The 24,765-nt window shown below is 59.9% G+C and carries 30 protein-coding genes; 14 read left to right on the top strand and 16 right to left on the bottom strand.

Translation table 11 applies throughout. The features are described 5' to 3' along the window. Positions 1-120: 120 nt before the first annotated feature. Positions 121-1,047 (top strand): ZIP family metal transporter, encoded by a 927-nt coding sequence (locus tag AO388_RS00930; RefSeq protein WP_003436702.1) that lies wholly within the window; start codon positions 121-123, stop codon positions 1,045-1,047. On the opposite strand, the gene AO388_RS00925 is transcribed toward AO388_RS00930, so the two are convergent. Both AO388_RS00925 and AO388_RS00920 read right to left on the bottom strand, forming a co-directional pair. After that, a complete protein-coding gene (locus AO388_RS00925) occupies positions 1,044-1,562 on the bottom strand; it encodes a hypothetical protein (RefSeq protein WP_003371543.1) in 519 nt (172 codons plus the stop codon). The two genes, AO388_RS00930 and AO388_RS00925, sit on opposite strands and share 4 nt — an antisense overlap. Positions 1,563-1,663: 101 nt before the next feature. Further along, positions 1,664-2,209: an ankyrin repeat domain-containing protein gene (locus AO388_RS00920; RefSeq protein WP_003436706.1), complete on the bottom strand. Its 546-nt coding sequence runs from the start codon at positions 2,207-2,209 to the stop codon at positions 1,664-1,666. Positions 2,210-2,555: 346 nt separating this feature from the next. On the opposite strand from AO388_RS00920, the gene AO388_RS00915 reads away from it, so the two are divergent. After that, a complete protein-coding gene (locus AO388_RS00915; RefSeq protein ID WP_003315128.1) occupies positions 2,556-2,834 on the top strand; it encodes a DUF3509 domain-containing protein in 279 nt (92 codons plus the stop codon). A gap of 111 nt (positions 2,835-2,945) precedes the next feature. On the opposite strand, the gene AO388_RS00910 is transcribed toward AO388_RS00915, so the two are convergent. From AO388_RS00910 to aroC, 6 genes are all read right to left on the bottom strand, one after another. After that, on the bottom strand, positions 2,946-3,668 hold the full coding sequence (locus AO388_RS00910) for a helix-turn-helix transcriptional regulator (protein WP_003436709.1): 723 nt from the start codon (positions 3,666-3,668) through the stop codon (positions 2,946-2,948). Positions 3,669-3,922: 254 nt separating this feature from the next. Continuing rightward, positions 3,923-4,606, bottom strand: coding sequence for an acireductone synthase (gene mtnC / locus AO388_RS00905; protein ID WP_003371538.1), 684 nt, complete (start codon positions 4,604-4,606; stop codon positions 3,923-3,925). Between the two features lie 16 nt (positions 4,607-4,622). Then, positions 4,623-5,168, bottom strand: a complete 546-nt coding sequence (locus AO388_RS00900; protein WP_003371536.1) for a 1,2-dihydroxy-3-keto-5-methylthiopentene dioxygenase — start codon at positions 5,166-5,168, stop codon at positions 4,623-4,625. A gap of 82 nt (positions 5,169-5,250) precedes the next feature. After that, a complete protein-coding gene (locus AO388_RS00895) occupies positions 5,251-5,865 on the bottom strand; it encodes a methylthioribulose 1-phosphate dehydratase (protein ID WP_003371534.1) in 615 nt (204 codons plus the stop codon). After that, positions 5,862-7,025: an MFS transporter gene (locus AO388_RS00890; RefSeq protein WP_003371532.1), complete on the bottom strand. Its 1,164-nt coding sequence runs from the start codon at positions 7,023-7,025 to the stop codon at positions 5,862-5,864. Before AO388_RS00890 ends, AO388_RS00895 begins: the two co-directional genes overlap by 4 nt. 30 nt (positions 7,026-7,055) lie before the next feature. Further along, positions 7,056-8,147, bottom strand: a complete 1,092-nt coding sequence (gene aroC / locus AO388_RS00885) for a chorismate synthase (RefSeq protein ID WP_058415918.1) — start codon at positions 8,145-8,147, stop codon at positions 7,056-7,058. Between the two features lie 141 nt (positions 8,148-8,288). On the opposite strand from aroC, the gene AO388_RS00880 reads away from it, so the two are divergent. Both AO388_RS00880 and AO388_RS00875 read left to right on the top strand, forming a co-directional pair. Then, positions 8,289-9,320: an alpha/beta hydrolase gene (locus AO388_RS00880; RefSeq protein ID WP_003436719.1), complete on the top strand. Its 1,032-nt coding sequence runs from the start codon at positions 8,289-8,291 to the stop codon at positions 9,318-9,320. 143 nt (positions 9,321-9,463) lie between these two features. Next, positions 9,464-10,267 carry a hypothetical protein gene (locus tag AO388_RS00875; protein WP_003315140.1) on the top strand — a complete coding sequence of 268 codons (804 nt, stop codon included), beginning with the start codon at positions 9,464-9,466 and terminating at the stop codon, positions 10,265-10,267. A gap of 73 nt (positions 10,268-10,340) precedes the next feature. On the opposite strand, the gene prmB is transcribed toward AO388_RS00875, so the two are convergent. Next, positions 10,341-11,249 carry a 50S ribosomal protein L3 N(5)-glutamine methyltransferase gene (prmB, locus tag AO388_RS00870; protein ID WP_003371525.1) on the bottom strand — a complete coding sequence of 303 codons (909 nt, stop codon included), beginning with the start codon at positions 11,247-11,249 and terminating at the stop codon, positions 10,341-10,343. A 260-nt stretch (positions 11,250-11,509) separates the two neighbouring features. Between prmB and AO388_RS00865 the strand changes: the two genes are divergently transcribed. The 3 genes from AO388_RS00865 to AO388_RS00855 all read left to right on the top strand — a co-directional run bounded on the left by AO388_RS00865 (position 11,510) and on the right by AO388_RS00855 (position 13,169). Further along, positions 11,510-12,100 carry a cysteine hydrolase family protein gene (locus AO388_RS00865; protein WP_003315142.1) on the top strand — a complete coding sequence of 197 codons (591 nt, stop codon included), beginning with the start codon at positions 11,510-11,512 and terminating at the stop codon, positions 12,098-12,100. Positions 12,101-12,248: 148 nt separating this feature from the next. Continuing rightward, complete coding sequence (locus AO388_RS00860) at positions 12,249-12,566, top strand: hypothetical protein (protein ID WP_003371523.1); 318 nt, start codon at positions 12,249-12,251, stop codon at positions 12,564-12,566. A 45-nt stretch (positions 12,567-12,611) separates the two neighbouring features. Continuing rightward, positions 12,612-13,169 (top strand): Smr/MutS family protein, encoded by a 558-nt coding sequence (locus AO388_RS00855; RefSeq protein ID WP_003371521.1) that lies wholly within the window; start codon positions 12,612-12,614, stop codon positions 13,167-13,169. Between the two features lie 447 nt (positions 13,170-13,616). On the opposite strand, the gene AO388_RS29280 is transcribed toward AO388_RS00855, so the two are convergent. Continuing rightward, positions 13,617-13,784, bottom strand: a complete 168-nt coding sequence (locus AO388_RS29280) for a hypothetical protein (protein ID WP_003371518.1) — start codon at positions 13,782-13,784, stop codon at positions 13,617-13,619. Positions 13,785-13,936: 152 nt separating this feature from the next. Further along, entirely contained in the window at positions 13,937-14,083 is a 147-nt protein-coding gene (locus AO388_RS29100) for a hypothetical protein (protein WP_330219493.1), read from the bottom strand. A gap of 486 nt (positions 14,084-14,569) precedes the next feature. Between AO388_RS29100 and folE the strand changes: the two genes are divergently transcribed. Continuing rightward, positions 14,570-15,115, top strand: a complete 546-nt coding sequence (gene folE / locus AO388_RS00845; protein ID WP_003436728.1) for a GTP cyclohydrolase I FolE — start codon at positions 14,570-14,572, stop codon at positions 15,113-15,115. A gap of 73 nt (positions 15,116-15,188) precedes the next feature. Next, positions 15,189-15,566 (top strand): glutaredoxin family protein, encoded by a 378-nt coding sequence (locus AO388_RS00840; RefSeq protein ID WP_003315148.1) that lies wholly within the window; start codon positions 15,189-15,191, stop codon positions 15,564-15,566. A 21-nt stretch (positions 15,567-15,587) separates the two neighbouring features. Here AO388_RS00840 and AO388_RS00835 read toward each other — a convergent pair whose 3' ends face one another. The 3 genes from AO388_RS00835 to AO388_RS00825 are packed head-to-tail and all read right to left on the bottom strand — an operon-like array spanning position 15,588 to position 17,813. Continuing rightward, the gene (locus tag AO388_RS00835; protein ID WP_003436730.1) at positions 15,588-15,974 is read right to left on the bottom strand and encodes a lysozyme inhibitor LprI family protein; all 387 of its coding nucleotides are present in this window, start codon (positions 15,972-15,974) and stop codon (positions 15,588-15,590) included. A gap of 30 nt (positions 15,975-16,004) precedes the next feature. Beyond that, positions 16,005-16,607 (bottom strand): glutathione S-transferase family protein, encoded by a 603-nt coding sequence (locus AO388_RS00830; protein WP_003343108.1) that lies wholly within the window; start codon positions 16,605-16,607, stop codon positions 16,005-16,007. 39 nt (positions 16,608-16,646) lie between these two features. Further along, positions 16,647-17,813: an aminotransferase-like domain-containing protein gene (locus tag AO388_RS00825; RefSeq protein WP_003436731.1), complete on the bottom strand. Its 1,167-nt coding sequence runs from the start codon at positions 17,811-17,813 to the stop codon at positions 16,647-16,649. An 82-nt stretch (positions 17,814-17,895) separates the two neighbouring features. Here AO388_RS00825 and AO388_RS00820 point away from each other — a divergent pair, with 82 nt between their 5' ends. After that, the gene (locus AO388_RS00820) at positions 17,896-18,366 is read left to right on the top strand and encodes a MarR family transcriptional regulator (RefSeq protein WP_058415917.1); all 471 of its coding nucleotides are present in this window, start codon (positions 17,896-17,898) and stop codon (positions 18,364-18,366) included. A 116-nt stretch (positions 18,367-18,482) separates the two neighbouring features. Then, the gene (locus AO388_RS00815; RefSeq protein WP_024663024.1) at positions 18,483-19,676 is read left to right on the top strand and encodes a benzoate/H(+) symporter BenE family transporter; all 1,194 of its coding nucleotides are present in this window, start codon (positions 18,483-18,485) and stop codon (positions 19,674-19,676) included. 26 nt (positions 19,677-19,702) lie between these two features. On the opposite strand, the gene AO388_RS00810 is transcribed toward AO388_RS00815, so the two are convergent. Next, positions 19,703-20,638 (bottom strand): S66 peptidase family protein, encoded by a 936-nt coding sequence (locus AO388_RS00810; RefSeq protein ID WP_054081136.1) that lies wholly within the window; start codon positions 20,636-20,638, stop codon positions 19,703-19,705. Between the two features lie 375 nt (positions 20,639-21,013). Between AO388_RS00810 and AO388_RS00805 the strand changes: the two genes are divergently transcribed. Continuing rightward, positions 21,014-22,021 carry an NADP-dependent oxidoreductase gene (locus AO388_RS00805; protein WP_003436735.1) on the top strand — a complete coding sequence of 336 codons (1,008 nt, stop codon included), beginning with the start codon at positions 21,014-21,016 and terminating at the stop codon, positions 22,019-22,021. Between the two features lie 77 nt (positions 22,022-22,098). Here the strand turns inward: AO388_RS00805 and pyrF are convergent, their stop codons facing one another. Next, a complete protein-coding gene (gene pyrF / locus AO388_RS00800) occupies positions 22,099-22,797 on the bottom strand; it encodes an orotidine-5'-phosphate decarboxylase (protein WP_003436736.1) in 699 nt (232 codons plus the stop codon). A gap of 291 nt (positions 22,798-23,088) precedes the next feature. Between pyrF and eat the strand changes: the two genes are divergently transcribed. Both eat and AO388_RS26730 read left to right on the top strand, forming a co-directional pair. Beyond that, positions 23,089-24,453 carry an ethanolamine permease gene (eat, locus tag AO388_RS00795; RefSeq protein WP_003436737.1) on the top strand — a complete coding sequence of 455 codons (1,365 nt, stop codon included), beginning with the start codon at positions 23,089-23,091 and terminating at the stop codon, positions 24,451-24,453. 119 nt (positions 24,454-24,572) lie between these two features. Then, a complete protein-coding gene (locus AO388_RS26730; RefSeq protein WP_003371498.1) occupies positions 24,573-24,740 on the top strand; it encodes a DUF2897 family protein in 168 nt (55 codons plus the stop codon). Positions 24,741-24,765 lie beyond the last annotated feature (25 nt).

The following is a 24,765-nucleotide window of genomic DNA, read 5'->3' as shown; positions in this document are numbered from 1 at the left end:
TAGGATAGTAGCGCCGTTCGGGGGTTCCGTTGAACCAACCTTATATTCTCGGGCTCCCAGACGGGGTCGACTTTGTATTTCAGTCACCATCGCTCCCCCTTTATCAAAGGTAGCCTGTCAATGCCTACGCCCGCACAACCCCGAACGCCCTGGGCGGCCTGGTTAAACCAGTTCCAGGGCAGCCCACTGGTGAGCCTGGGCTTTGCCCTCGCCCTGCTGATCGTCGTCGGCCTCGTTGGCATCAGTCTTTATAACGCCTTCCATGGCACCAGTGAGGTCAACTTCAATCACGCCCTGCTGGGCGGCATCGCGGGTTTTCTGGCCACGGCGCTAGGCGCCGTGATGGCGGTTGCCCTGCGCAATGTTTCGCAACGCGCTCAGGACATCATGCTCGGCTTTGCCGCCGGAATGATGCTGGCGGCCAGTTCGTTCTCGCTGATTCTTCCAGGCCTGGAAGCCGCCCGGGACATTACCGACAGCGGCCCATGGGCAGCTGCGACGGTTGTTGCCGGTCTGGGACTGGGTGTGCTGCTGATGCTGGGACTGGACAAATTCACCCCGCACGAGCATGAAAGCGTAGGCCGCCAGGGACCTCATTCGGAGCGAATCAGTCGGGTCTGGCTGTTCGTGCTGGCGATCACCCTGCATAACCTGCCTGAGGGCATGGCGATTGGCGTCAGTTTCGCCAGCGGCGACATGAATGTCGGCCTGCCATTGACCACCGCCATCGCCATTCAGGACATTCCCGAAGGTCTGGCCATTGCGCTGGCCCTGCGCGCCACCGGCCTGTCAGCCTTCAAGGCGATGCTGGTGGCCATCGGTTCCGGCCTCATGGAGCCACTGGGCTCACTGGTGGGCCTGGGTATCTCCAGCGGCTTTGCCATCGCCTATCCGCTGAGCATGGGGCTGGCAGCAGGCGCGATGATCTTCGTGGTGTCCCATGAAGTCATCCCGGAAACCCACCGCAATGGCCATCAGACCTCGGCAACCCTGGGCCTTATGGGCGGCTTTGCGGTGATGATGTTTCTCGATACGGCGCTGGGTTAACCGCGCAATGCCTGCAGTGCAGGTGCGGCATGGATGCCCGCCGATGCTGCCAGCTCGACTACGCGCGCTTCGTCACGGCCGTACACCAGCACCGCTTGCAACTCGTCATCCAGTGGCTGGCTGAAGTTCATCAGCACATAGCCGCCCATCTCCTTGTTCATACTGCTCAACTGAATCTGAATGCGATTGAGCGCGACCAGCGGCTCGACCTTGGCCAGCTGCCTGGGCTTGATGTTGAAGGTCACGTCCTTGCCGAACGACTGAACGATCTGCTCGAACAGGTCCATGTAGCTGTCGGCCTGGAACAGAACGGTTTCCGGCAGACTGCCCACCACGACCCACTCGCCCAGCGGGATCGGGAATGTATCGTCGTAGTTGATATCAGGGTTGGCGGCCAGAAATGCCTGCGGATCGGCATACGCCTGCGCGGCTTCATCGGCGATATGCACGATTTCATCGTCGCCCATGCAGCCGGAGCTGACTTTGCTGATTAATTCGACCAGTGAGTCTTTCATGGGGGGCGATCCTGATAGCGGGCAAAAAAAGAGGCGCGAAGGATAACGGTAAATCCATCGCGCCTCTATGTGTTCATGCCTTGCCGTCACTGCACTCGCTGTCAGGACCGGGCTGGCTGCACGCCCATTCTGGTCAACTGCTCAATGGTGACGGTCGCGCCCATTGCCTGAGCGGCGCCCAGTGCAGTGATGCCCTTGGCGTCAGTGGCATGCGGGTCCGCGCCCTGACTGATCAGGTAATCGACTATTTCATTGCGATTGAACATCGCCGCCATCATCAATGCGGTACGGCCATCAGCAGAGGCACCGTCTATGTCGGCACCCGCCTCGACCAGCAACCTGACCACCGCCAGATCGCCCTTGAACGCTGCACCGGCGATGGGGCTTTGGCCGTTATCGTTGCGGATTTCAGGATCAGCCTTGTGGTTCAGCAGCACACGGACCGCATCCGCATGGCAGTGATAGCTGGCCAGCATCAGCAGCGTATCGCCTTTGTGGTTGCGCAGATCTGCAGGCAGGCCCTTTTCAAGCAGGCGCTCCAGCATGACTGCATTTCCCTGGCGAGCCACATCGAATACCTGCTCGGCGAACTCGGCGGCTTCGTCTTCAGTCATGGTTTTCGAAGCGCTGATATCTGTATCGGTCATTAACTACTCCTTGGCGCACGGTACTCCGGGCATGCGTTGACCCGGCGTCGATACACACACTGACCTCAAGTCTCGCCAGCTGTTCGATCAGCATCGACGCGGATGCGCAATGCCTGCTCCTGATCGCCGCTATCCATGCAATCCCCCTTCTGCCCGATCCCCATCGTGCAGGAAACGGCAAAATGCAGGGCGCACGACGGGTGTTCATGCAAAATGCACGAAGACTGAAATTAGAGGATATTACAAGTCATTGATTTTAAAGGATTTATTTTAAGGGAAAGACTGGCACAGACACTGCAATAGTACTTGCAAGCTTGTTATCCCATGAGCAATGGAGCCGCCTCACATGACTTTTATTCAAGAAAAATTCGCTTCCGTATTCTCCGACTACACCGTTACTACCCAGCCGCGCCCAGATGGTGGTGTTCTGTTGTCACTGCGTACCCAGGATGGTAAGCAGATCCGTCGCTCAGTCTCTTATGCTCAGTTGCACACACCAGTTCAACTGGAATGGGTAATCAGCGCCATCCGCCGCGACCTGGCTGCACAAGCCAGCGAGCTGCCAGCTATCTCGATGCTGCAAAGCCAGCACCGTTTTGATCTGCCGACGTACCACACACGTTGATTTTGCCCGCCACCCTCTTGGGTGGCACCCGCTGTACGCTCTCTCATCCCTTGTTTGCCGCGATTACACTTTGTTCTCGCGGCTTTTTTTTGCCTGCGTTTTGTCGGCCGACTATCTGATCAGACCACGACAAAGTGCTTCGCCCACCGCCTGTGCCCTGTTGGCAACGCCCAGCTTGGAGTAGATGGTCTTGAGGTGATACTTCACCGTCGATTCCGATACGTCGCGGATCATCGAGATCTCCCAGGCCGTTTTCCCGTCTCTGGCCCACTGCAACACTTCCAGTTCGCGATGAGTCAGACCGCGTGAACAGAACTTCAGACCACGCGCGACACTGTGCAGCACTGGCATGAGACTGCTCATGAGGTACTTTTGTTCAGCGCTGATGGGACGCTCAACTTCGCCCAGGGTACAGACCGATGTCACGCTGTCGGCACCACGGCAATGATTGGTGTAGCCGTAGGAGATGGCCGGAAGCAGTTCACAGGCATCGACGAGCTCGTCATAAAAGGCGGAGACCGGGTATTGCCTGAACGCATCCTGCCAGTTCAGGAAGCCCAGTTGATTGCGATAACAACGGATCACCGGGTCCTGCGTGATCAAATCGTGCTGGCGGTAGGCCTCGCCCCAGGCATCGTCGACGCTGGACGTGATGAATGTCAGCAACACCGGGCCCTTGAACTGAAAGAACATCGCGCGCTCGCTGCTGCATTCGCGCCGTAACCACTCGAGTGCGTTTTCGATGGCAGTCTGCCCATCAAGCTCGGTAATCGTGCTCACCATCTGCTGTATCAATAAGTCCCTGGTTGCGCTTTCTGTCATGGCACTGCCCATCGCTGCCGCTCCTTCTTCGCCCGGCAGTCGGTACAGGTGTTGTCCGTGACCCCGGTGACGATGGCGCAGAACTTACACGAATAATCACGTTGAAAAACCGCGAACAGAACAAACAGATTCAACGCACTTTCGACCAGGCAACAGCTCACTCGATAACAGGAAAAGCCCTACAAAAGTAATGTGTGAGCCTTGTGGCAGGCATATTTCAATGCAGCGGCATCAGGGCGATGCCGCGCACAGCAGGCGGGAGTTTTCTAGAAAGACGCTGGATCGATAAGCGCAAAACTGGCCACATGTCGGTGCCCGGCAAGTGCCCCGCCATCACGCGCAAGACCACAGGTGGCCATGCCGGCGGCCTGTGCGGCATCGAGTTCTTCGACGATATCCGACAGGAACAGAATCTCCCCGGCAGGGCAGTCCATTGCCTGCGCTATCGTCCGGTAGGACTGCGCTTCGCGTTTGGGGCCGGACGTCGTATCGAAGTAACCGCTGAACAGGCCGGACAGGTCGCCCGCCTCGGAGCAGCCGAAAATCAATTGTTGAGCCTGAATCGAGCCCGAGGAATAAACGTAAAGCCGGTAACCCTGTTGATGCCAGTGTTTCAAGGCCTCGACAGCATCCGGATAAACATGGCCCTTGAGCTGTCCGGCGCTGTAGCCCTGCTCCCAGACCATGCCCTGCAGGGCCTTGAGCGGTGTGGCCTTGCGGTCCTCGGCGATCCACTCCAGCAGAAGTGCAATGACGCGCTCGACATCAGCGTCCGGTTCAGCGGCCTGCTCGCGTACCGCCTGCAGCTGCTGCGCCACGGCCGGTTGCTCGGCATTTTCGCGAACGAATGCGGGCAAGTGCTTTCTGGCGAACGGAAACAACACGTCGAACACGAAACTCACTGCACTGGTGGTGCCTTCGATATCCGTGAGGATAGCTTTGATGGGCATCAGAATCGGGCTCCTCTCAGTCTTCCAGCCTTGGAAAACGGCCGGCAATGTCTTCACCGGTAAAATTGGCCACCCAGCCTTCAGGGTTGTTGAACAGGCGGATGGCAACGAAGTGCGGGTTTTCGCCCATATCGAACCAGTGCCGCGTGCCGGCCGGTACGGAAATCAAGTCGTTCTTTTCACACAACACGGCGTACACATAGTCGTCGATGTGCAGGGTGAACAAGCCGCGCCCGGCGACAAAAAAGCGTACTTCGTCTTCACCGTGGCGGTGCTCTTCAAGAAATTTGGCGCGCAATTCGGCTTTTTGCGGATGATCGCTGTTGAGACTGATGACGTCCACGGTGACATAACCGCGCTCGGTCATCAGCTTGTCGATCTGGGTGCGATAGGCGCTGATCACCTCTTCCTGGCTGGCACCGGGGGTGATCGGCGTCGCGGCCTCCCAGCGGTCGAACGCCACCCCGTGCTCGGCCAGCGTCGACGCGATGTCTTCCAGATGGGTCAGCACCTTGTTGGGCATATCAGGGCTTGAAACGTGATAAACGGACAGGCTGCTCATGCGTGAAATCCTCGGTTTGGTGCAACGCCTTCCGGCTTTTACAGGCCGGTCAGGCTTACAGGCTGGTTGGGGCGGGATACGATCAGCGGTTCAATACCGCGCGCATTTTCAGTTCGCACTCGAACAGGAACTCGAACGCTTCGATCTGGCGCAAGGCGTCGCTCATTTTAGCGCCCCAGGTGTAGAGGCCATGACCGCGGATCAGGTAGCCGGCGCACTCGGGATGGGCGTCCAGCCAAGGCTGCACCTTTGCCGCGAGGCGGGCAATATCCTGATCGTTGTCGAAAATCGGCACCACGACCTGCGACTCATGAGTCACCACGCCGCTAAAGGCCTTTTGCAGTTCGTAATCCTCGAACACCAGATGATCGGCCGTGGTCAGCCTCGACAACACGGTCGCGTTGACCGAGTGGGTGTGCAGCACGGCGCCGACCTGCGGCCTGCAGCTGTACAGCTGGGTATGCAGCAAGGTCTCGGCAGACGGTTTTTTACCGGGTTCCAGGCTGTTGCCAGCCAGATCGGTGGCCAACACATCGTCAGGGCCCAACTGGCCCTTGTGCTTGCCGGACACGGTCAACAGCGCCTCGCTGGCAGAAAGACGCGCAGAGTAATTGCTGCTGGTGGCAGGCGACCAGCCACGGCCGTACAGAAAACGCCCGGCCTCGATGATTTCCAGGCTCAATTGTTCGCGGCTCATACACCTTCCTCTTTCTTGGGTGTGACAATCATGACGGCAGCGGCCAAGGCTGCAAGGCTGGCGATGGCAAAGGTCCAGACCGGGCCCAGTGCGTTCCAGCTGTAACCGGAATACAGAGCACCCAACGCCCCGCCGACGCCGGACAAGGCGGCATAAAGCGCCTGCCCCTGACCTTGCTGACGCGGACCGAAGCTACTTTGCACGAAGTGAATGGCAGCGGCGTGAAAGCTGCCGAATGTCGCGGCGTGCATCACCTGCGCGATCAGCAGCGCGGTGAGGTGATCGGCAAACAGCCCCAGCAGCAGCCAGCGCAATGCGGCCAGCAGAAAGCTGGCGAAGAGTACCTGGCGCACGGTGAAGCGCTGCAGAATCCGACTCATGACCGTGAACATCAGCACTTCGGCCACCACGCCGACCGCCCACAGCAGGCCGATCAGGCCCCGGCTGTAACCAAGCGCTTCGAGGTGCAGGGTCAAAAAGGTGTAATACGGGCCATGGCTGAGCACCATCAGCGCGACACTGAGGTAGAACGCCAATACACCGGGGCGCGTCAGTTGCCTGAGAAAGCCGCCCGGCCCGGTTTCAAGGCTCGACGGTGCTGGATGCGCATTCGGCACCCACCAGCTGCTGACAACGATACCGGACATGATCGCCAGTGCGATGTAGGGGAACAGGTCCAGGCTGAACCATTCGAACACCCGCCCCAGCACCACGACCGCCAGAATGAAACCGATCGAGCCCCACAGGCGGATCTGGCTGTAACGCGAGGTCTGGCCTTGCAGGTGTGCCAGGGTGATGACTTCGAACTGCGGCAGCACGGCGTGCCAGAAGAACGCGTAGAGCGCCATGACCATCGCCAGCCAGGCATAGCTTTTTTCGACCAGGATCAGCGAAAACGCCAGTAATGTGCAGATGGCGCCAGACCGCACAATGGTCAGACGCCAACCGGTGTGATCACCCAGCCACCCCCAGAGATTGGGCGCAACGCAGCGCATCAGCATGGGGATGGCGACCAGTTCGCCGATCCGTGCGCTGGAAAAACCCAGATGATGCAGGTAAAGGGCCATGAAAGGCGCCGACAGGCCCAGCAAGGCGAAATAGCATACGTAGAACCCGGACAGCCGCCAGTAAGGCAGCTGTCCGCCGGCAGGTTGCGCCACGCTAGCACTCCGCAACCGTAACAGCGTGCATTACACCTGCCCCAGCACAGGCGTGTTGACGCTGACGTCCGCGTTCTGACCGCGATGACGCAGCAGATGATCCAGCAGAACGATGGCCATCATTGCCTCGGCAATCGGTGTGGCACGGATGCCGACACACGGGTCATGCCGACCTTTGGTGATCACGTCGGCGGCGTTGCCATCGACATCGATCGAACGCCCTGGCGTGGTGATGCTGGAGGTCGGCTTGAGCGCCAGATGCGCGATGATCGGCTGGCCGGAGGAAATGCCGCCGAGAATGCCGCCCGCGTGATTGGACAGGAAACCCTGGGGCGTCATCTCGTCGCGGTGCTCGGTGCCGCGCTGGGCAATACAGTCGAAACCGGCACCGATCTCCACACCCTTGACCGCGTTGATGCTCATCAGCGCGTGGGCGAGCTCAGCGTCCAGACGATCGAAGATCGGCTCGCCGAGCCCCGGCATCACGCCTTCTGCGACCACGGTGATTTTCGCACCAACCGAGTCCTGATCACGGCGCAGCTGGTCCATGTAGGCTTCCAGCTCCGGCACCTTGTCAGGGTCGGGGCAGAAAAACGCGTTGTCTTCGACCGAATCCCAGGTCTTGAACGGGATCTGGATCGGGCCAAGCTGGCTCATGTAGCCGCGAATGACGATGCCCTGGCTTGCCAGATACTTCTTGGCAATGGCCCCTGCGGCCACACGCATGGCGGTTTCCCTTGCCGAACTGCGGCCACCACCACGGTAATCGCGGATGCCGTACTTGTGGTGATAGGTGTAATCGGCGTGGGCCGGGCGGAACAGGTCCTTGATCGCCGAATAGTCCTTGGACTTCTGATCGGTGTTGCGGATCAGCAGGCCGATGGACGCACCGGTGGTCTTGCCCTCGAAGACACCCGAGAGAATCTCGACCTCATCGGCCTCCTGACGCTGCGTGGTATGGCGGCTGGTGCCCGGCTTGCGCCGATCCAGGTCGCGCTGCAGGTCTTGCAGGTCCAGCTCCAGCCCCGGCGGGCAGCCGTCGACGATAGCGACCAGCGCCGGGCCGTGGCTTTCGCCGGCGGTGGTGACAGTGAACAGCTTGCCGAAAGTGTTGCCGGACATGCGGGCGCTCCGAAAAATCAGCCAAAAAACCAGATCGTTAAACCAAGCGCGCCAGTATACGCAGGCTCGCGGTTCAGTTCATCCTCGAACCTTCTGTCACGGCGTGCGTCCAAGCGTGACTCCCCCAATGATGGCCTTGCGATGTTATCCGGTATTTCCCTGCTTCGAGTTCCCAACGCGCTGCGTCTGCTGGCCCTGCCGATAACCCTGATCCTGAGCCTGGCCGCCGCAACCGCCAGCGCTGCTGCACCCGGCACGGTGCAGCGGCCGATAAGCGTGGACACCGAAAACGGCAAGCTGTACGGCACGCTGCTGATGCCGCGTTCCGACAAACCGGTGCCGGTGGTGCTGATCGTCGCCGGTTCCGGCCCCACCGACCGCGACGGCAACAACCCGGAAGGTGGACGCAACGACAGCATGAAACGCCTGGCAGTGATCCTGGCCAGCAACAATATCGCCAGCGTGCGCTACGACAAACGTGGCGTCGCGGCCAGCAAGGCGGTCACACCGGATGAACGCAACCTGAGCGTCGAGCGCTACGTGGCCGATGTCCAGCTCTGGGCCAGAGCACTGAAAGCCAACCCGCGCCTGGGCCAGTTGATTCTGTTGGGCCACAGCGAAGGTGCGCTGGTGGCGACGCTGGCGGCTGAGAAGGTAGGTGCAGCAGCGCTGATCTCCGTGGCCGGCACCGGACGCCCGGTGGATCAGGTGCTGCGTGAACAGTTTCAGGAGCGCCTGCCACCGGACCTGCTGCAGCGCAGCGATCAGTTGCTCGACGAACTCAAGGCTGGCAAGACCGATGACAACGTGCCCGCCGAGCTGGAAGTGGTGTTCCGCCCCAGTGTCCAGCCGTACCTGATCTCGCTGTTCCGCCAGGATCCGGCGGCGGCTTTCGGTGCCTTGCACATTCCGGCGCTGATCGTTCAGGGTCGCAACGATATTCAGGTCGGTGTGGGCGACGCGCTGCTGCTGCAGAAAGCCAAACCGGATGCCCAACTGGCCCTGATCGATGGCATGAATCATGTGCTGCGCATCGTCCCGGACGATTTGCAGCAGCAACTGCTCTCCTACCGCAATCCGACCCAGCCGCTGGCCAGTGAAGTGACCGAGCGGATCCTGAGCTTCATCAAGGCACTCCCTGCCCCGGACGCCCCACACGGAAAAAAGATCTGACGCGCACGAGTCAATAGCCCTTCAGTCCTGGCAAATCTGGCCGATAGCAATGTGCTGGCCCTGTGTTCCGGCACCTTAGTGTTTCGGCACCTTTATGCCCCGGCAAACATGCTCCGGGGCAAGGCCCAGGAAAGGACACCCTTATGACAGACGCAACTACCATGACTGAAACCCTCGCAGAACCGGCCAGCGCAGAAGTCGCAGTGCCAGTACCCCCGCAGCCGTGGGAAGACGTTCTGCCCGAAAGCTTTCAGATGCTGCGTCTGTCGCCACTGCCTACCGACCGTGCTACCGGCGGCCGCCCTCTGCGCTTCGTACAGTTCGGGCGTGCCGAGCGGCACAGCAAGGCCTTGAGCCTGCTGCGGATCACGGTGCAATTGCCAGGTCAGCGGGTCCGCAAGGAACAGAACCATCTGGATATCTGGGCCGACCACGAAAAGCGCATGGTGCGCTTCGGTCCCGAGTCAGGCTTGCAGATCGAGCCATGGAACCGCGGCATCGGGCGCTTCATGATTGCGCATGCGGTGCATTGGGCGCAGAAAAGATGGTCTTCCTACAAGATTGAAGGCGTGGCGCTGGCCAGCAAGGACGGTCTGAACGAAGACACACGTCTGCGTCGCGATCACTTTCTGCGCACTCTGGGCTTTGAAGTGACGTATGCCGATGCCCAGCACATGAAAGGCGCGATCAAGGATGTACACGTCGGCAACCTGCACAGCACCTGGAACAACGACAAGGTGCAGATCATCGAGATTCTCGAAGCCTCGCAAATGCTGGAAAAGGCCGAGAAAAACCTGATCGAACAGGAGGTGACGATCCGTCAGCATGAAGACCGGGTGAGCAAATACAAGCGTGAGGACAGCGGCCTGCGCTTCACGATTGCCTGCCTGGTGACCTTCGCGGTCTTTCAGGCCGGACTGCTGATCTGGATCGCGACGCACCGATAAAAGACACGCCGATAAAAAGGGAGGCTGATATCAGCCTCCCTTTGGTCTCAGCCGCTTATCGCAGTTGTTGAGCTCAAACCTTCGACTGGAACAATGCCTGATGGTCGCGGCACTGTTCTGCCGTGAGCATGAACACACCATGCCCGCCCCGCTGGAAGTCCAGCCAGGCGAAATCGACCTCCGGATACAGCGCCTGCACGTGCACCTGGCTATTGCCGACCTCGACAATCAACAGGCCCTTCTCGTTGAGATGATCGGCGGCCTGGGCGAGCATGCGGCGGACCAGGTTCAGGCCATCGCTGCCACAGGCCAGCGCCAGCTCCGGCTCATGCTGATACTCGTCAGGCATATCGGCAAAGTCTTCGGCGTCCACATAGGGCGGGTTGGAAACGATCAGGTCAAAGCGCTGACCCGGCAGGCCGTCGAATCCGTCGCCCTGAACGGTGTAGACCCGGTCCTCCATGCCGTGACGTTCGATGTTCTGGTTGGCCACTTCCAGCGCGTCGTAGGACAGGTCGGCCAGGGCCACCTCGGCTTCCGGGAACACATCGGCACAGGCAATACCGATGCAACCGGAGCCAGTGCACAGGTCGAGAATCCGCGCCGGCTCGTCGGCCAGCCAAGGGGCGAAACGCTCTTCGATCAGCTCGGCAATAGGTGAGCGCGGGATCAGGACGCGGTCATCGACAATGAACGACATGCCACAGAACCAGGCCTCGCCCAGCAGGTACGGGGTCGGCACACGGTCATCGATGCGCCGCTTGATCAAGCGTTGCAGTTCGGATATTTCGTCGACTTCCAGGCGGCAATCCAGGTAGCTGTCGGCAATTTCCCAAGGCAGGTGCAGTGCGCCCAGTACCAGTTGCCGCGCTTCATCCCAGGCATTGTCGGTGCCATGACCGAAAAATACGTCTTCCTCGTGAAAGCGGCTGACGGCCCAGCGTATATGGTCGCGCACGGTACGCAGACGGGAAGTGATCATGGACAAACTCCTTGAAAGGCACGAACTGTTGTAAGACGAGCCTCGGTGAACAGTCTGGTTACGAACAACGTGCATTCTTCGTACCCGATAGACGGGGAAGTTTCCATGATTCGCGTACCGCCATCAAGGCAAACCGCCATCCATCCCCTCCTCCAACTGCCCTGCAGGCCATAAAAACCGTGGCTTGCGATGGTTGCCATTCCCAGAACGCTTCAGCCAGAGGACAATGTCGCAAAAGCCCCACACCAAGGAGCCCGTGAATGTCCGATTTAAAGACCATGTTTCAACTCAGTGGCCGGGTGCATGCGCCTGCCCATCTGAGTAACGCGACGCTGATCATCATCGACGCGCAAAAAGAATACCTTCGCGGCCCGCTGGCCCTGACCGGCGTCAGGGAAGCGATGGCCAACATCGGCCGACTGGTCGAGAAAGCACGGGCGGTCAAGTGCCCGATTGTTCACATCCGCCATCTGGGCACTGTGGGCGGCCCGTTCGATCCACATGGCGAGCGCGGCGAACTGGTGCCGGAGCTGTTGCCGCAGGGTGATGAACATCTGGTCGAAAAACGCCTGCCCAATGCCTTCAATGGCACCGGACTGCATGAACTGCTGCAGAGCCTAGGGCACCTGGACCTGATCGTCTGCGGCTTCATGAGCCATTCGAGTATCAGCACCACGGTTCGCGCCACCAAGGACTACGGCTATCGCTGCACCCTGGTCGACGATGCCTGCGCAACCCGTGACCTGCCGAGCCCGCACGGCGTGGTCAGCGCTGAGGTCGTGCACAGAACCGAGATGGCAATCATGGCCGACAACTTCGCCACCCTGGCACTGACCAAAGACCTTGTCTGACGCTACACAGGCGAAGGAGCGTGTGACAGCGTTCACATAACCGCCCATCCTTTGCCGTCATGGATCGTCCCGGAGGCGGGAACCACCCCTCCTTCCCCGGGTCAGAGCGCCGATACTCCATTGAGCTGATACCTGTTGAGGAAAAGGCATGAAAACGTCAGATGGTTTCGATGCACGTCGCCTGCGCCCCAGGGGTCAGGGCAACTGGGGCAAACGCATCGGCACGCTGATCGCACTGCTCCTTGTGGTCGCAGGCCTGTTGCTGGCAGTTGCCGGTGCATCCAGCCTCACGGTTCACCCGCAGATGCTGGGCGAACTGAATGCCAGCCCGGGCGGCGCGGCGTTTGTCGCCATCGGCGGATTGCTGGTGCTGTACATGGGCGTCTGGCTATGGCGCCGCTGCCGTCGTCAGCGCAGTGGCGGCGGCTTGAGTATCTCTTCGCATCTGATGAAAAAACACAACTGACCCTCTCGCCTGAGCGGTTAGAATGGCCTCCTTCGCGGAGGCCCCATGCAAGACGACGATTTTTCCCTGTTCAGAAGCGAGACACGCGGCGTCAAGCCGCTCAAGCATGAACACGCCGATGTCGGCAAACCCAAGACCGATCGAAAAATGCTGGCCCGTCTGCGCCAGTCGGCAACCGTGCGTACCGACTCGGTGACCGTCGACGGCTTGTCGGATCAATTCGTGATCGACGTCGGTCCTGAGGATGTCCTGAGCTGGTCGCGTGACGGCGTGCAGGAAGGCCAGATGCGCAAGCTCAAACTCGGTCAGATCAGCTTCGAGGGCAGCCTTGACCTGCATGGCATGAGCGTGGAAGTGGCGCGAGAGACGCTGTGGGAATTTCTGGCTGAAGCGACGCGTCTGGAAATACGCTGCGTACGTGTCACCCATGGCAAGGCGGTACGCCTGGACGGCAAGCGACCGATGATCAAAAGCCACGTCAACACCTGGCTGCGTCAGCATCCGCAGGTACTGGGCTTTTGCTCCTGCCTGGCCAAACACGGTGGTGCAGGCGCAGTGTACGTAATCCTCAGGCGCACCATGATGGAAGGGCGCGACGAGTAGAACCCGCCGCGCCCTTCCAGTCAGTCAGACCCTGTACGCCGGCCCTGCTGGTGAATCAGCGACCCGGGCCAGGGCCGCCAGGACCAGGGCCACCGCCTTCATGGTGACCGCCACCGCCGCCGCCATGTCCGCCCGGGCCAGGCCAGAACGGCCAGCAGCCGGAAACGGACGACAGTACAATCGCGAACAACGCTATTTTTGCTACTCGACTCAACATCCGGGTTTACTCTCTAGACAGGCAATGGATTGATGACCTGCCTACTCAGACCGTGATGGACGTCAGAAGTGGGTAGCGATCTGGTCGCCAACGTGTAAGCGAGAGGATACAAAAGCTGTAAAAGCGGATTTCCAAGGGCAAACAAGACACGGGCCGTCAGACACAAAAAAGCCATATGGCCTTGGCCTGACTCAGGCGATTAACTGCCGTGGCCTAGCTCTCGCAGGCGTTCAGAACCAGACCTTGAATGCAAGCCATGAAAAAACCAGAGCAAATACTGCACCGGATGCAGCAGACACCAGGACGTTTCGTGGTTCATGGGCAGACATATTGCGGACCTCGTTGCCCAACTGCTCAAGGTCTTCGCGCATCCGCTTTATGACTTGATCGTGACTCATACTCATCTTCTCTCGAAATGCCGATTCGTGCGTTATGTGCACACCTTCGCTTGGTCCAGCCTGAATCTCAAGCGCTGCAGGTCATGTCCGCTACTGAATACTGGCTGCCTGAAGCTTGTGGATGAAAGCGGCAGCCGTAACGATTACGGTGATCAACCACCAGCCGCCACAAATGGATAAAAGCTTGTTTCGCGCTTGAGCTTATCGGTCTCCGCAATCATTTTTCGCGCCTCAGCCACAAACTTGTGAACCTCAGCCTGGAGTTTCTCAAGCTCAAGCTCGTCTCTTTGATTCGCCATCCAACCTCCTGTCAGACTTTGGATTGCATCTCGCAAGCCGCTTTCATGAAAAGGATACGCTTCACATCTGCTTTGCAGATGCTTGAAAAAGCTACGGCATATGTCATTCCAGCGCTCCAATCAAGGCGACAGAAACGCATGTCGGAGAGCCCAAGCCAAAACACATGCTCTCTGCATTCGCTTTTCTGCGACTCTGGAAAGCACCTGGCTATAGCGCAATGCCGGGCAAAGTCTAAAAACCGGAGCTGATTGCGAAAGCATTACGAGGCCACGGCAGTACAACTGCGAGCACACCTACGCTACCATGTGCCCAATCGCCGGGATAAACCCCGCATTCATCGCCAATCAACGAGATCCGCAGGTCACGTATGCGAAATCGCCCAATTCCACTGGAGCGGGATCGGCAAACGGGACACCAGCTCGATTGGTAAAAAATCGGTACAGGCCCAAACGTACCGCTCTGAAACCTATACGGAATCACCCTCTGTGACACTGGAACAGAATTACACCGCCATCCTCGGGCAATTGGGCGAGGACGTCTCGCGCGAAGGTCTGCTGGACACCCCCAAGCGCGCCGCCAAGGCCATGCAGTATCTGTGTCGCGGCTACGCGCAGACCCTGGAAGAAGTGACCAACGGCGCGCTGTTCAGCTCCGATGCCAGTGAAATGGTGATGGTCAAGGACATCGAGCTGTACTCACTGTGCGAGCACCATCTGCTGCCGTTCATTGGCAAGGTACACGTGGCCTACATCCCGCAGGGCAAGGTGCTTGGTTTGTCGAAAGTAGCGCGGATCGTCGACATGTATGCCCGCCGTCTGCAGATCCAGGAAAACCTGAGCCGCCAGATCGCCGAGGCCATTCAGCAGGTCACCGGCGCGCTGGGCGTTGCGGTGGTGATCGAAGCCAAGCACATGTGCATGATGATGCGTGGCGTCGAGAAGCAGAACTCGGCCATGATCACCTCGGTGATGCTGGGCGAGTTCCGTGAAAACGCGGCCACCCGCAGCGAGTTTCTCAGCCTGATCAAGTGACCGTTCAGCCTGCGTTCACCTGCCGTGAGGCACGCTGAATGCACGGCTGGCCACGCCACCGCCCGCAAGAGGTATGACCTTGTTCATGAAAGCGTTAAGAGTCGGCCTCGGCCAACTCGTCATCGGCATTGATTTCCTGACTCGCCCGAGCAGGAAAAAACGTGACCCGCAGGCCCAGGCGGCTGTCGCTGAAGCGGCTCAGGACCTGACGCTGTATCAGTTCCATGCCTGCCCGTTCTGCGTGAAGACACGTCGCGCCCTGCGCCGCCTGAATGTTCCGGTCGCGTTGCGCGATGCGAAAAACAATGAGCTTGATCGCCAGACACTGCTCAACGAGGGCGGCAGGATCAAGGTGCCTTGCCTGCGCATCGAGGAAGGTGACAAAACCGTATGGATGTATGAATCCAAGGTGATCATCGACTATCTGAACCAGCGCTTCGGAGCGATCTGACCGCTGTTTGGCCGGCGCCTCTCAGCGCGGGCAACCTTCCTCGCGGCAAGCCACATAGGCTTGCAGTTGCTTGAGACGCACACGGGTCTGCTCGGCCAGGCATTGCGATTGCAGCAATGGCCAGATAGAGCCTGAGTCCTCGGGCTTGCCCGCCTGATACAGGCAATCGGCATCACGCAGGGCTATCCACTTTCGTTGTGCATCCTTGAGTGCCTGCTTTTTCGCCGGGGTCTTCAACCACGCCATTTGCGCGTTGTACTGCTTGTTGAGCTCGGCATCGAGCGCTGCCTGCTGATTGGCAGCGCAGCGGTTCATGCTGGCCTGATTGGCGTCGCAGTCCTCGGCCTGGGCCGAGCAGCCGATACCCAGCGCAATGAAAGCACCCAGAAGTACGATTGAAACGCGCATACATTTCCCTTTGTTCAAATGACGGACGTGTCAGTCCAGCATACCGATATAACCCGGCTGTGCCTTGACCCGATCCAGCCAACGGCGGATCCCGGTATAGGGTGCCAGATCGAAACCGCCCTGATGCGCGACGTGGGTGTAGGCATACAAGGCAATGTCGGCGATGGAGAAATTCTCGCCGACCAGAAACGGCGTACGGTCGAGCTGCTGCTCCATGACCGCCAGTGCGCGATAGCCGGCTTTCTGCATGGCGCGATACTCGGTCATGCGTTCAGCCGGCAAGCCCAGGTAGAACTGGATGAAACGGGCCACTGCGACCGACGGCTCATGGCTGTACTGTTCGAAGAACTGCCATTGCAGAACCTGGGTGCGCAACCTCGGTTCGCTTGGCAGGTACGAAGAACCGTCAGCCAGAAAGTTGAGAATCGCGTTGGACTCCCACAGGCAAGTGCCATCCTCCAGCTCCAGCACCGGAATCTTGCCGTTGGGATTCTTTTCCAGAAACGCCGGGGTCTGTGTTTCGCCGTTGAGAATATCGACCGGCACCCACTCGTACTCGCTGCCCAGCAGATTAAGCATCAGCTTGACCTTGTAGCAGTTGCCCGAGTTGTAATCGCCATAAACCTTGTACATCAGACTGCTCCCTTGCTGCGTCTATGTTGACGTCTTGAATCAGGCGGCTTGCAGAAGGTGTGCTGCGCGGACCACCGACGCCAGACGTTTTATACCCTCATCGAGCCGTGCAGGGTCGATATGGCTGAAATTGAGCCGCAAGTGACCGTGATTGGCGTCCGGATCGGCGAAAAAAGGTTCGCCCGGCATGAACGCCACATCGTGCGCCAGCGCTGCATCCAGCAAGGTGCGCGTATCCAGCGGCTGCTTCAGCGTCAACCAGAAGAACAGTCCGCCTTGCGGGCTGTTCCAGGTGGCCAGGTCTGAAAAATGCGTTTGCAAGGCACTCTCGAACGCATCACGACGGCCCCGGTAAAACTCGCACAGCGTCACCAGATGCTCACGATAGTGCTCAGTACCAATCCACTGCAAGGCCTGCCACTGGCCGAGGCGATTGGTATGCAGATCGGCCGACTGCTTCAGACGCAGCAAGTGCGGAAACAGATCGGGGCTGGCGATCAGATAACCCACCCGCAGGCCTGGCAGCAGTGTCTTGGAAACCGTGCCGGTATAAATCCAGCTGGCCGTTTTCAGACTGCTGACAATCGGCCTGGCACTGCCGCCGTCAAAACTCAGTTCACGGTACGGTTCGTCCTCGATCAACGTGACACCGAACTCATCGAGCAAGGCCGCAACGGCATCGCGACTGGCCTGGCTGTAGCGCACCGCCGAGGGGTTCTGGAACGTCGGGATGAGGTAGGCGAAGGCTGGTTTGTGCTGTTCCAGACGCTGACGCATCGCAAGCAGGTCCGGGCCTTCGGCCTGCAAGGGCACGGTGATGCAGTCGGCGCCGAACAGCTGGAATATCTGCAACGCCGCCAGATAGGTGGGCGCCTCGAGGAGAATTTCGGTGCCTTTGTCGATATACAGCTTGGCGGCCAGGTCCAGTGTCTGCTGAGAACCACTGACCACCATTACCTGACGGGCGTCGCAGTCGATACCCAGAGCGCGGGCATCGGCGGCCAGCGCTTCACGCAGTGCAGGTTCGCCCTCGCTCATGCCGTACTGACCCAGCGCAACGGGCATGTCGGCCCACTCCACTTTGGGCAGCATTGACTCGGCGGGCAGCCCACCGGCGAACGACATCACTTCCGGGCGCTGAGCGGCGGCGAGGATCTCGCGAATCAGAGAACTTTTCAGACGGGAAACGCGTTCGGAGAAAGCCATGGCAGTTACCTGTAGCCGAGACAATTGGAAATACGTCAAACTGGTTGACTCAAATTACGACGATCAACCCGGATACGTCAACATGCTTGACCTTAAAAAACCTGCCAATCAACAAATGGCCATGGAAGCGTTCTTCTTCGGCTATCAGGCATTCACTGCCAAGGCTGATGAAATGCTGGCCAGACGCGGCTTCAGTCGCGTGCACCAGCGCATCGTATTTTTCATCGCCCGTTACCCCGGCCTGAGCGTCAAGGAGCTGCTCACCGTATTGGGCGTCAGCAAACAGGCCCTCAATGCCCCGCTACGTCAGCTGATCGCCATGAATCTGGTGCACAGCGCGGCCCCCGAAAATGACAAGCGCAAACGACTGCTGGGCCTCACCGATGAAGGCGCCCTCTTTGAACAGGGCTTGCGCCGCGAACAGGTCAAACTGCTGCAGCGGGTGTTCGCCGAAGCAGGTCAGGATGCCGTGGATGGCTGGCTGACGGTCAATCGGGCCCTGGGGCAGACCCTGCAGTCGGGCGCCTGCCCGACCGAGGCTGACACCGAGTAAACGCCACGGCCGTAACTGTGCTGGCGTTTACTCGTGTCGCTGTATTGCAAGGCCGAGCGGCCAGGCGTTTAGGCTTGGCGCCCTTTGCTACCTGCCCGTTTCAAGGAACGCCCAGCATGAACCAATCCCTGAAGGTGCCATTGCGCCCGCTGACAGACTCATCGCCGTCGGCGGTGGTTGCCGGTTTCATCGCCATGATGACCGGCTGCACCAGTTCGCTGGTGTTGATTTTCCAGGCGGGCCAGGCGGCAGGGCTGAGCAGCGTGCAGATTTCATCGTGGCTGTGGGCGCTGTTCATGGGCATGGCGGTGTGCAGCATCGGCCTCTCGCTGCGCTACCGCATGCCAATTACCGTGGCGTGGTCGACACCCGGCGCCGCACTGCTGATCACCAGCCTGGGCGGCGTCAGCTACCCGCAGGCCATTGGCGCGTTCATCACCAGCGCGCTGCTGGTGATTCTGTGCGGGGTGACCGGCAGTTTCGAGCGCATCGTGCGGCGTCTGCCAGCGTCGCTGGCTGCGGCCTTGCTGGCAGGGATTCTGTTCCGGATCGGCAGTGAGATCTTTATTGCCGCACAGCACCACACCAGCCTGGTAATGGGCATGTTTTTCACTTACCTGCTGGTCAAGCGCCTGTCGCCGCGCTACTCGGTGCTGCTCGCGCTGCTGGTCGGTATCGGCATCTCTGGCATGCTGGGTTTGCTGAACTTTGACGGCCTGGCGCTGGAAGTCGCCATACCGGTCTGGACCACCCCGGCGTTTTCATGGGCAGCGACAGTGAGCATTGGCATCCCGCTGTTCGTGGTGGCCATGACCTCGCAGAACATGCCGGGTGTGGCCGTGTTGCGAGCCGACGGCTACTTCCCGCCTGTTTCGCCGCTGATATCGGTGACAGGCTTTGCCTCATTGCTCACGGCACCGTTTGGCTGCCACGGGATCAATCTGGCCGCGATCAGTGCCGCCATCTGTACCAGCCCTCATGCGCACGAGGACAAGTCCAAACGCTATACAGCGGCGATCTGGTGCGGGATTTTCTATGCGATAGCCGGCATTTTCGGTGCCACCCTGGCGGGTCTGTTCAGTGCGTTCCCCAAGGAACTGATGCTCTCGATTGCCGCGCTGGCGCTGCTCGGGTCGATCACCAATGGCCTGACCGTTGCGATGGCCGAACCGAGGGAACGCGAACCCGCCTTGATCACCTTCATGGTAACCGCCTCGGGACTCACGCTGTTTTCCATAGGCTCGGCATTCTGGGGCATCGTCGCGGGTTTGCTGACCTTGCTGATCCTGAACACACGCAAGGCCGATTAGGCCAACCGCTGGCAGCGCGGGAGAGATCAACTACGCGCGGCAGCCGCTACCAGCAGGGTTCCGGCGTCGGCATCGAGTATCGCCTGGGTGCCCAGGGGCACTGCCTGATTGGGATCTCCATGCCCTACCGGCAGACCGCCGAGCACAGGGATGCCGAGACTGCCCAGCCGCTCCAGCAGCACATCCGCGGGGCTGATGGTGCGGCCAGTGTTTGGAGCAGGGGTAAATTCGCCGACGGCAATGCCGGCCAGAGACGCAAGAATCCCGCAGTTGCCCAGGTGGGTGAGCATGCGGTCGACCCGGTAGGCGGGTTCGTTGACCTCTTCGATGAGCAGGATGGCGCCGCTCAGGTCAGGCATGAACGGCGTACCCACAGAGGTATCGAGGATGCACAGGTTACCGCCCAACAGCAGGCCCTGTGCGCTGCCAGCGGTTCTGACCCTGGCCGTTGGCGAGGCCGGATCAGCCTTGAGCAGGACCGGCTCTGTGCTCATCAACACATGGCGCATACCGCTGACGAACAGACCGCCACGTTCCAGCTGCGAAGCGACCGGTCCATGAATGGTCGCCAGGCGCGCATGGTTCCACAGCGCACAGTGCAACGCGGTGATGTCAGAAAAGCCAGTCACCAGCTTGGGATCACGACGCACCGCGTCCATATCCACCTGCTGGACAATCCTTTGCACGCCATAGCCACCGCGAGTGCAGATGACCGCGCGGATTTCCGGGTCGGCCAGCGCGGCGTTGAGGTCGGCGAGCCGCTCTTCATCGGTCCCCGAATAGAACGAGTAGTTGCCCAGCGCATGCGGATAGACCCGCGGGCGCAGCCCCCACCCCTCAAGTACCGCCACCGCCGCCTGGATCTTGCCGGGGTCCACAGGGCTTGCCGGAGAGACCAGTGCCACGGCGTCGCCAGCTCGCAGAGCCCGGGGGTGAAGAGTGTTTGAAGAGGTGGCAGGCATCACGGTCGTCCAAGCGTTGATCGAACTAGGAATCTAGGTTCTGTACGAAAAGTCGGCGAGCGAAGGTCAGGCAAGGCAAAAACAGGCGAGGAAGCGGAGTGTACGTGTTGTAAATGAACATTCCGAGCCTGTGTTTAACGCAGCATCACCGAGCGCAGCCACTTTTCGTACAGAGCCTAGAGCACTGAGGGGGCGCGACTCAAGCCATATCCGTCATCAGCATGGCTCATCCGCAGATCCGTCTGAACGCCAGCGGCGCAACGGACTCCTATCAATCACATGGATCAAACGGCATTCGCTGGGTGATCGCTTCTTGTCCGAATGGCGCGATGAGCGTTTGAATCCATTCTTGAACCCTTTTCAGGAGACCCTGCCATGACCGATCTTTCCAACCGCCAGTTCCTGCTCGCCAAGCGCCCTTCGGGCGATGCGCGCCGTGAAGACTTCACCTATCAGGAAGTCCCGGTCAGCGCACTTGCCGACGGGCAGATTCTGGTCAGGAGCAAATACCTGTCACTGGACCCGGCAATGCGTGGCTGGATGAATGACGGCAAATCCTACATTCCAGCCGTAAAGCTGGGCGAAGTAATGCGTGCCCTCGGCGTGGGTGAAGTAATTGAATCGAAAAACCCCAAGTTCGCCGTAGGTGACCATGTTCAGGGCGCCCTGGGCGTGCAGGACTACTTTGCTGGTGAACCGAAGGGTTTCTACACGGTGGACACGAACCTTGCGCCACTGCCCCTTTATCTGTCAGCACTGGGCATGACCGGCATGACCGCCTACCTGGCGCTGCTGGATGTCGGCCAACCGAAAAGCGGTGACACCGTGGTGATTTCCGGTGCGGCAGGCGCTGTCGGCAGCGTGGCCGGGCAGATCGCCAAGCTCAAGGGATGCCGGGTCGTCGGCATTGCGGGAGGCACGGAAAAATGCCGTCTGCTGACCGAGGAGCTGGGCTTTGACGCCGCCATCGACTACAAATCCGAAGACGTCATGGACGGTCTGAAACGTCACTGCCCGGATGGCGTAAATGTGTACTTCGACAACGTCGGTGGCGACATCCTCGATGCGGCACTCAGCCAACTGGCGGTCGGCGCGCGTGTGGTGATCTGTGGCGCCATCAGCCAGTACAACAGCACCAAGGCGATCAAAGGCCCGGCCAACTACATGTCGCTGCTGGTCAACCGTGCACGTATGGAAGGCTTCATCGTACTGGACCACCCAGAGCGCTTTGCAGAAGCGGGCCAGGTCATGGCCGGCTGGATCAAGGAAGGCAAGCTCAAGAGCAAGGAGCACATCGTGGAAGGCCTCGAGACGTTCCCGGAAACCTTCCAGATGCTGTTCAGCGGTGAGAATCAGGGCAAGCTGATCCTGAAAGTGGAATAAACCCGCAGGGTTTTCGCAGCGTCACAGCCCTTCCCCACGATGCAGGTAAAGAGCCGTGACGCTACGAACCCATCCACTCAAGCCAGCTCGGCAACCACCGCCGCCAGGGCCTTCGCCGGGTCAGCCGCCTGGCTGATCGGGCGGCCGATGACAAGGTAGTCAGAGCCTGCATCCAGTGCCTGACGAGGGGTCAGGATACGACGCTGGTCGTCGTGCGCACTGCCCGCCGGACGAATGCCGGGTGTCACCAGTTGCAATGACGGGTGAGCGGCTTTCAGAGCCTGCGCTTCCAGCGCCGAGCAGACCAGACCATCCATCCCGGCTTTCTCGGCCAGAGCAGCGAGGCGCAGCACCTGCACCTGCGGGTCGATGTCCAGGCCGATACCGGCCAGGTCCTCACGTTCCATGCTGGTCAGAACGGTCACACCGATCAGCAGCGGCTGTGGGCCAGTGCGCTGCTCAAGCACTTCCCGACAGGCCGCCATCATGCGCAAGCCACCCGAGCAGTGCACGTTGACCATCCACACGCCCATCTCGGCCGCCGCCTTGACCGCCATCGCCGTGGTGTTGGGGATGTCGTGGAATTTCAGATCCAGAAACACTTCGAAGCCCCTGTGGCGCAGGGTCTCGACGATGTCGGCCGCGCAACTGGTGAACAGTTCCTTGCCAACTTTGACCCTGCACAGTTTGGGATCGAGCTGATCAGCCAGGCGCAAGGCGGCTTCGCGGGTCGGAAAATCCAGGGCGACGATGACAGGAGTCTGGCAGGCGGACATGAGCGTGGTCTCAGGTAAGTCGAAATCGGCGCGCATTGTAGCTGAACCGGCGCACTGGCGGGACCCGTAGATCGGCATTTGCCCGAACAGCGTCCTGACACCTCTGAATTCCATGCACCCCTGGCGGTCATCGCCGCACCAATCCGGACCAAAGCTTTGCAACGAGTTGAATCGATTCACCCTGACGTTCTGTAAACGACCCGTTTTGAAGCATCACGACACCGATGCGTGCACTGGCACGGCCTCTGCAACAGGATGTTTCAACGTTTATCGAATCCCAGGGAGAGAACAATGAGCACACAACTCAAGCCGACGCTCGGCACGATTCATTTATGGGGGATCGCGGTAGGGCTGGTGATTTCCGGCGAATACTTTGGCTGGAGCTACGGCTGGGGCGTCGCGGGTACGTTGGGCTTTTTGGTAACAGCCCTGATGGTTGCAACCATGTACACCTGTTTCATCTTCAGTTTTACCGAGCTCACCACTGCCATCCCCCACGCAGGCGGTCCGTTCGCCTACAGCCGTCGCGCCTTTGGCGAAAAAGGCGGACTGATCGCCGGCATGGCCACGCTGATCGAATTCGTCTTTGCGCCACCGGCGATTGCCATGGCCATCGGTGCGTACCTCAACGTGCAATACCCGGGTCTTGACCCCAAGCATGCGGCAGTCGGCGCCTACATCGTGTTCATGGCGCTCAACATCGTGGGCGTGAAGCTCGCGGCAACCTTCGAGCTGGTGGTGTGCATTCTGGCTGTGGCCGAGTTGCTGGTGTTCATGGGCGTGGTTGCACCTGCGTTCAGCTTCAGCAACTTCGCCCTGAACGGCTGGGCCGGTTCGCAGACTTTCGGACCCGAAGCCATTGCCGGCATGTTCGCTGCCATTCCCTTCGCCATCTGGTTCTTTCTGGCCATCGAAGGCGCTGCAATGGCCGCCGAAGAAGCCAAGGACCCGAAACGTACCATCCCGAAGGCCTATATCAGCGGCATTCTGACCTTGGTGATACTGGCGATCGGCGTCATGCTGTTTGCCGGTGGCGTGGGTGACTGGCGCACCCTGGCCAACATCAACGATCCCCTGCCGCAAGCCATGAAAGCTGTGGTCGGTGACAGCTCCGGCTGGCTGCACATGCTGGTGTGGATCGGCCTGTTCGGCCTGGTCGCCAGCTTCCATGGGATCATCATGGGTTACTCGCGCCAGTTCTTCGCCCTTGCCCGCGCTGGCTACCTGCCCGCCTCGCTGGCCAGACTCTCGCGCTTCCAGACACCGCACCGGGCAATCATCGCCGGCGGCCTGATCGGCATCGCCGCGATCTACAGCGACGGCCTGATCAACCTGAGCGGCATGACGCTGACCGCTGCGATGATCACCATGGCCGTGTTCGGCGCCATCGTCATGTACATCATGAGCATGCTCAGCCTGTTCAAACTGCGCAAGACCGAGCCTGGCCTGGAGCGCACGTTCCGCGCACCCGGTTATCCAGTGGTGCCCGGCATCGCTCTGGCGCTGGCCGTCGTGTGCCTGGTGGCAATGGCCTGGTTCAACGCACTGATCGGCCTGATTTTCCTGGGCCTGATGGCCATCGGCTTTATCTACTTCAGTCTGACCGCCAAATCCCGCGCCGACGCGCCGACCGACGCGATGCTGACCGGGGAGTAATCACCGGAGTTCTTCGGGTTGCGGGCGAATGCTTTCGCACGCAACCCCTTCAAGGCGCATACACTTGAACCATTGGGTAGCCGTGCTGCTCAAACCGGTATCACAACAAGGAGAGCGCTATGCCCTGGTATGCCTGGTTAATTCTGCTCGTAGCCATTGGCTCGGTCGTCGGCGGTCTGATGATGCTGCGCGACACAGCCAAGAAACTGCCCCTCACTGAAGAACAGCTCAAGCGCGTCCACGAGCGCAACGCAGAAATGGATGCCAAGGACGCCAAGGACCGCTAAGTGCCTCCGGGTGGCAGGCGGACAC

Origin of the sequence: Pseudomonas sp. ICMP 10191 (assembly GCF_001467335.1) — a bacterium.
GTDB lineage: Bacteria > Pseudomonadota > Gammaproteobacteria > Pseudomonadales > Pseudomonadaceae > Aquipseudomonas > Aquipseudomonas cerasi.
This window is presented reverse-complemented; position numbering and strand designations above follow the sequence as displayed.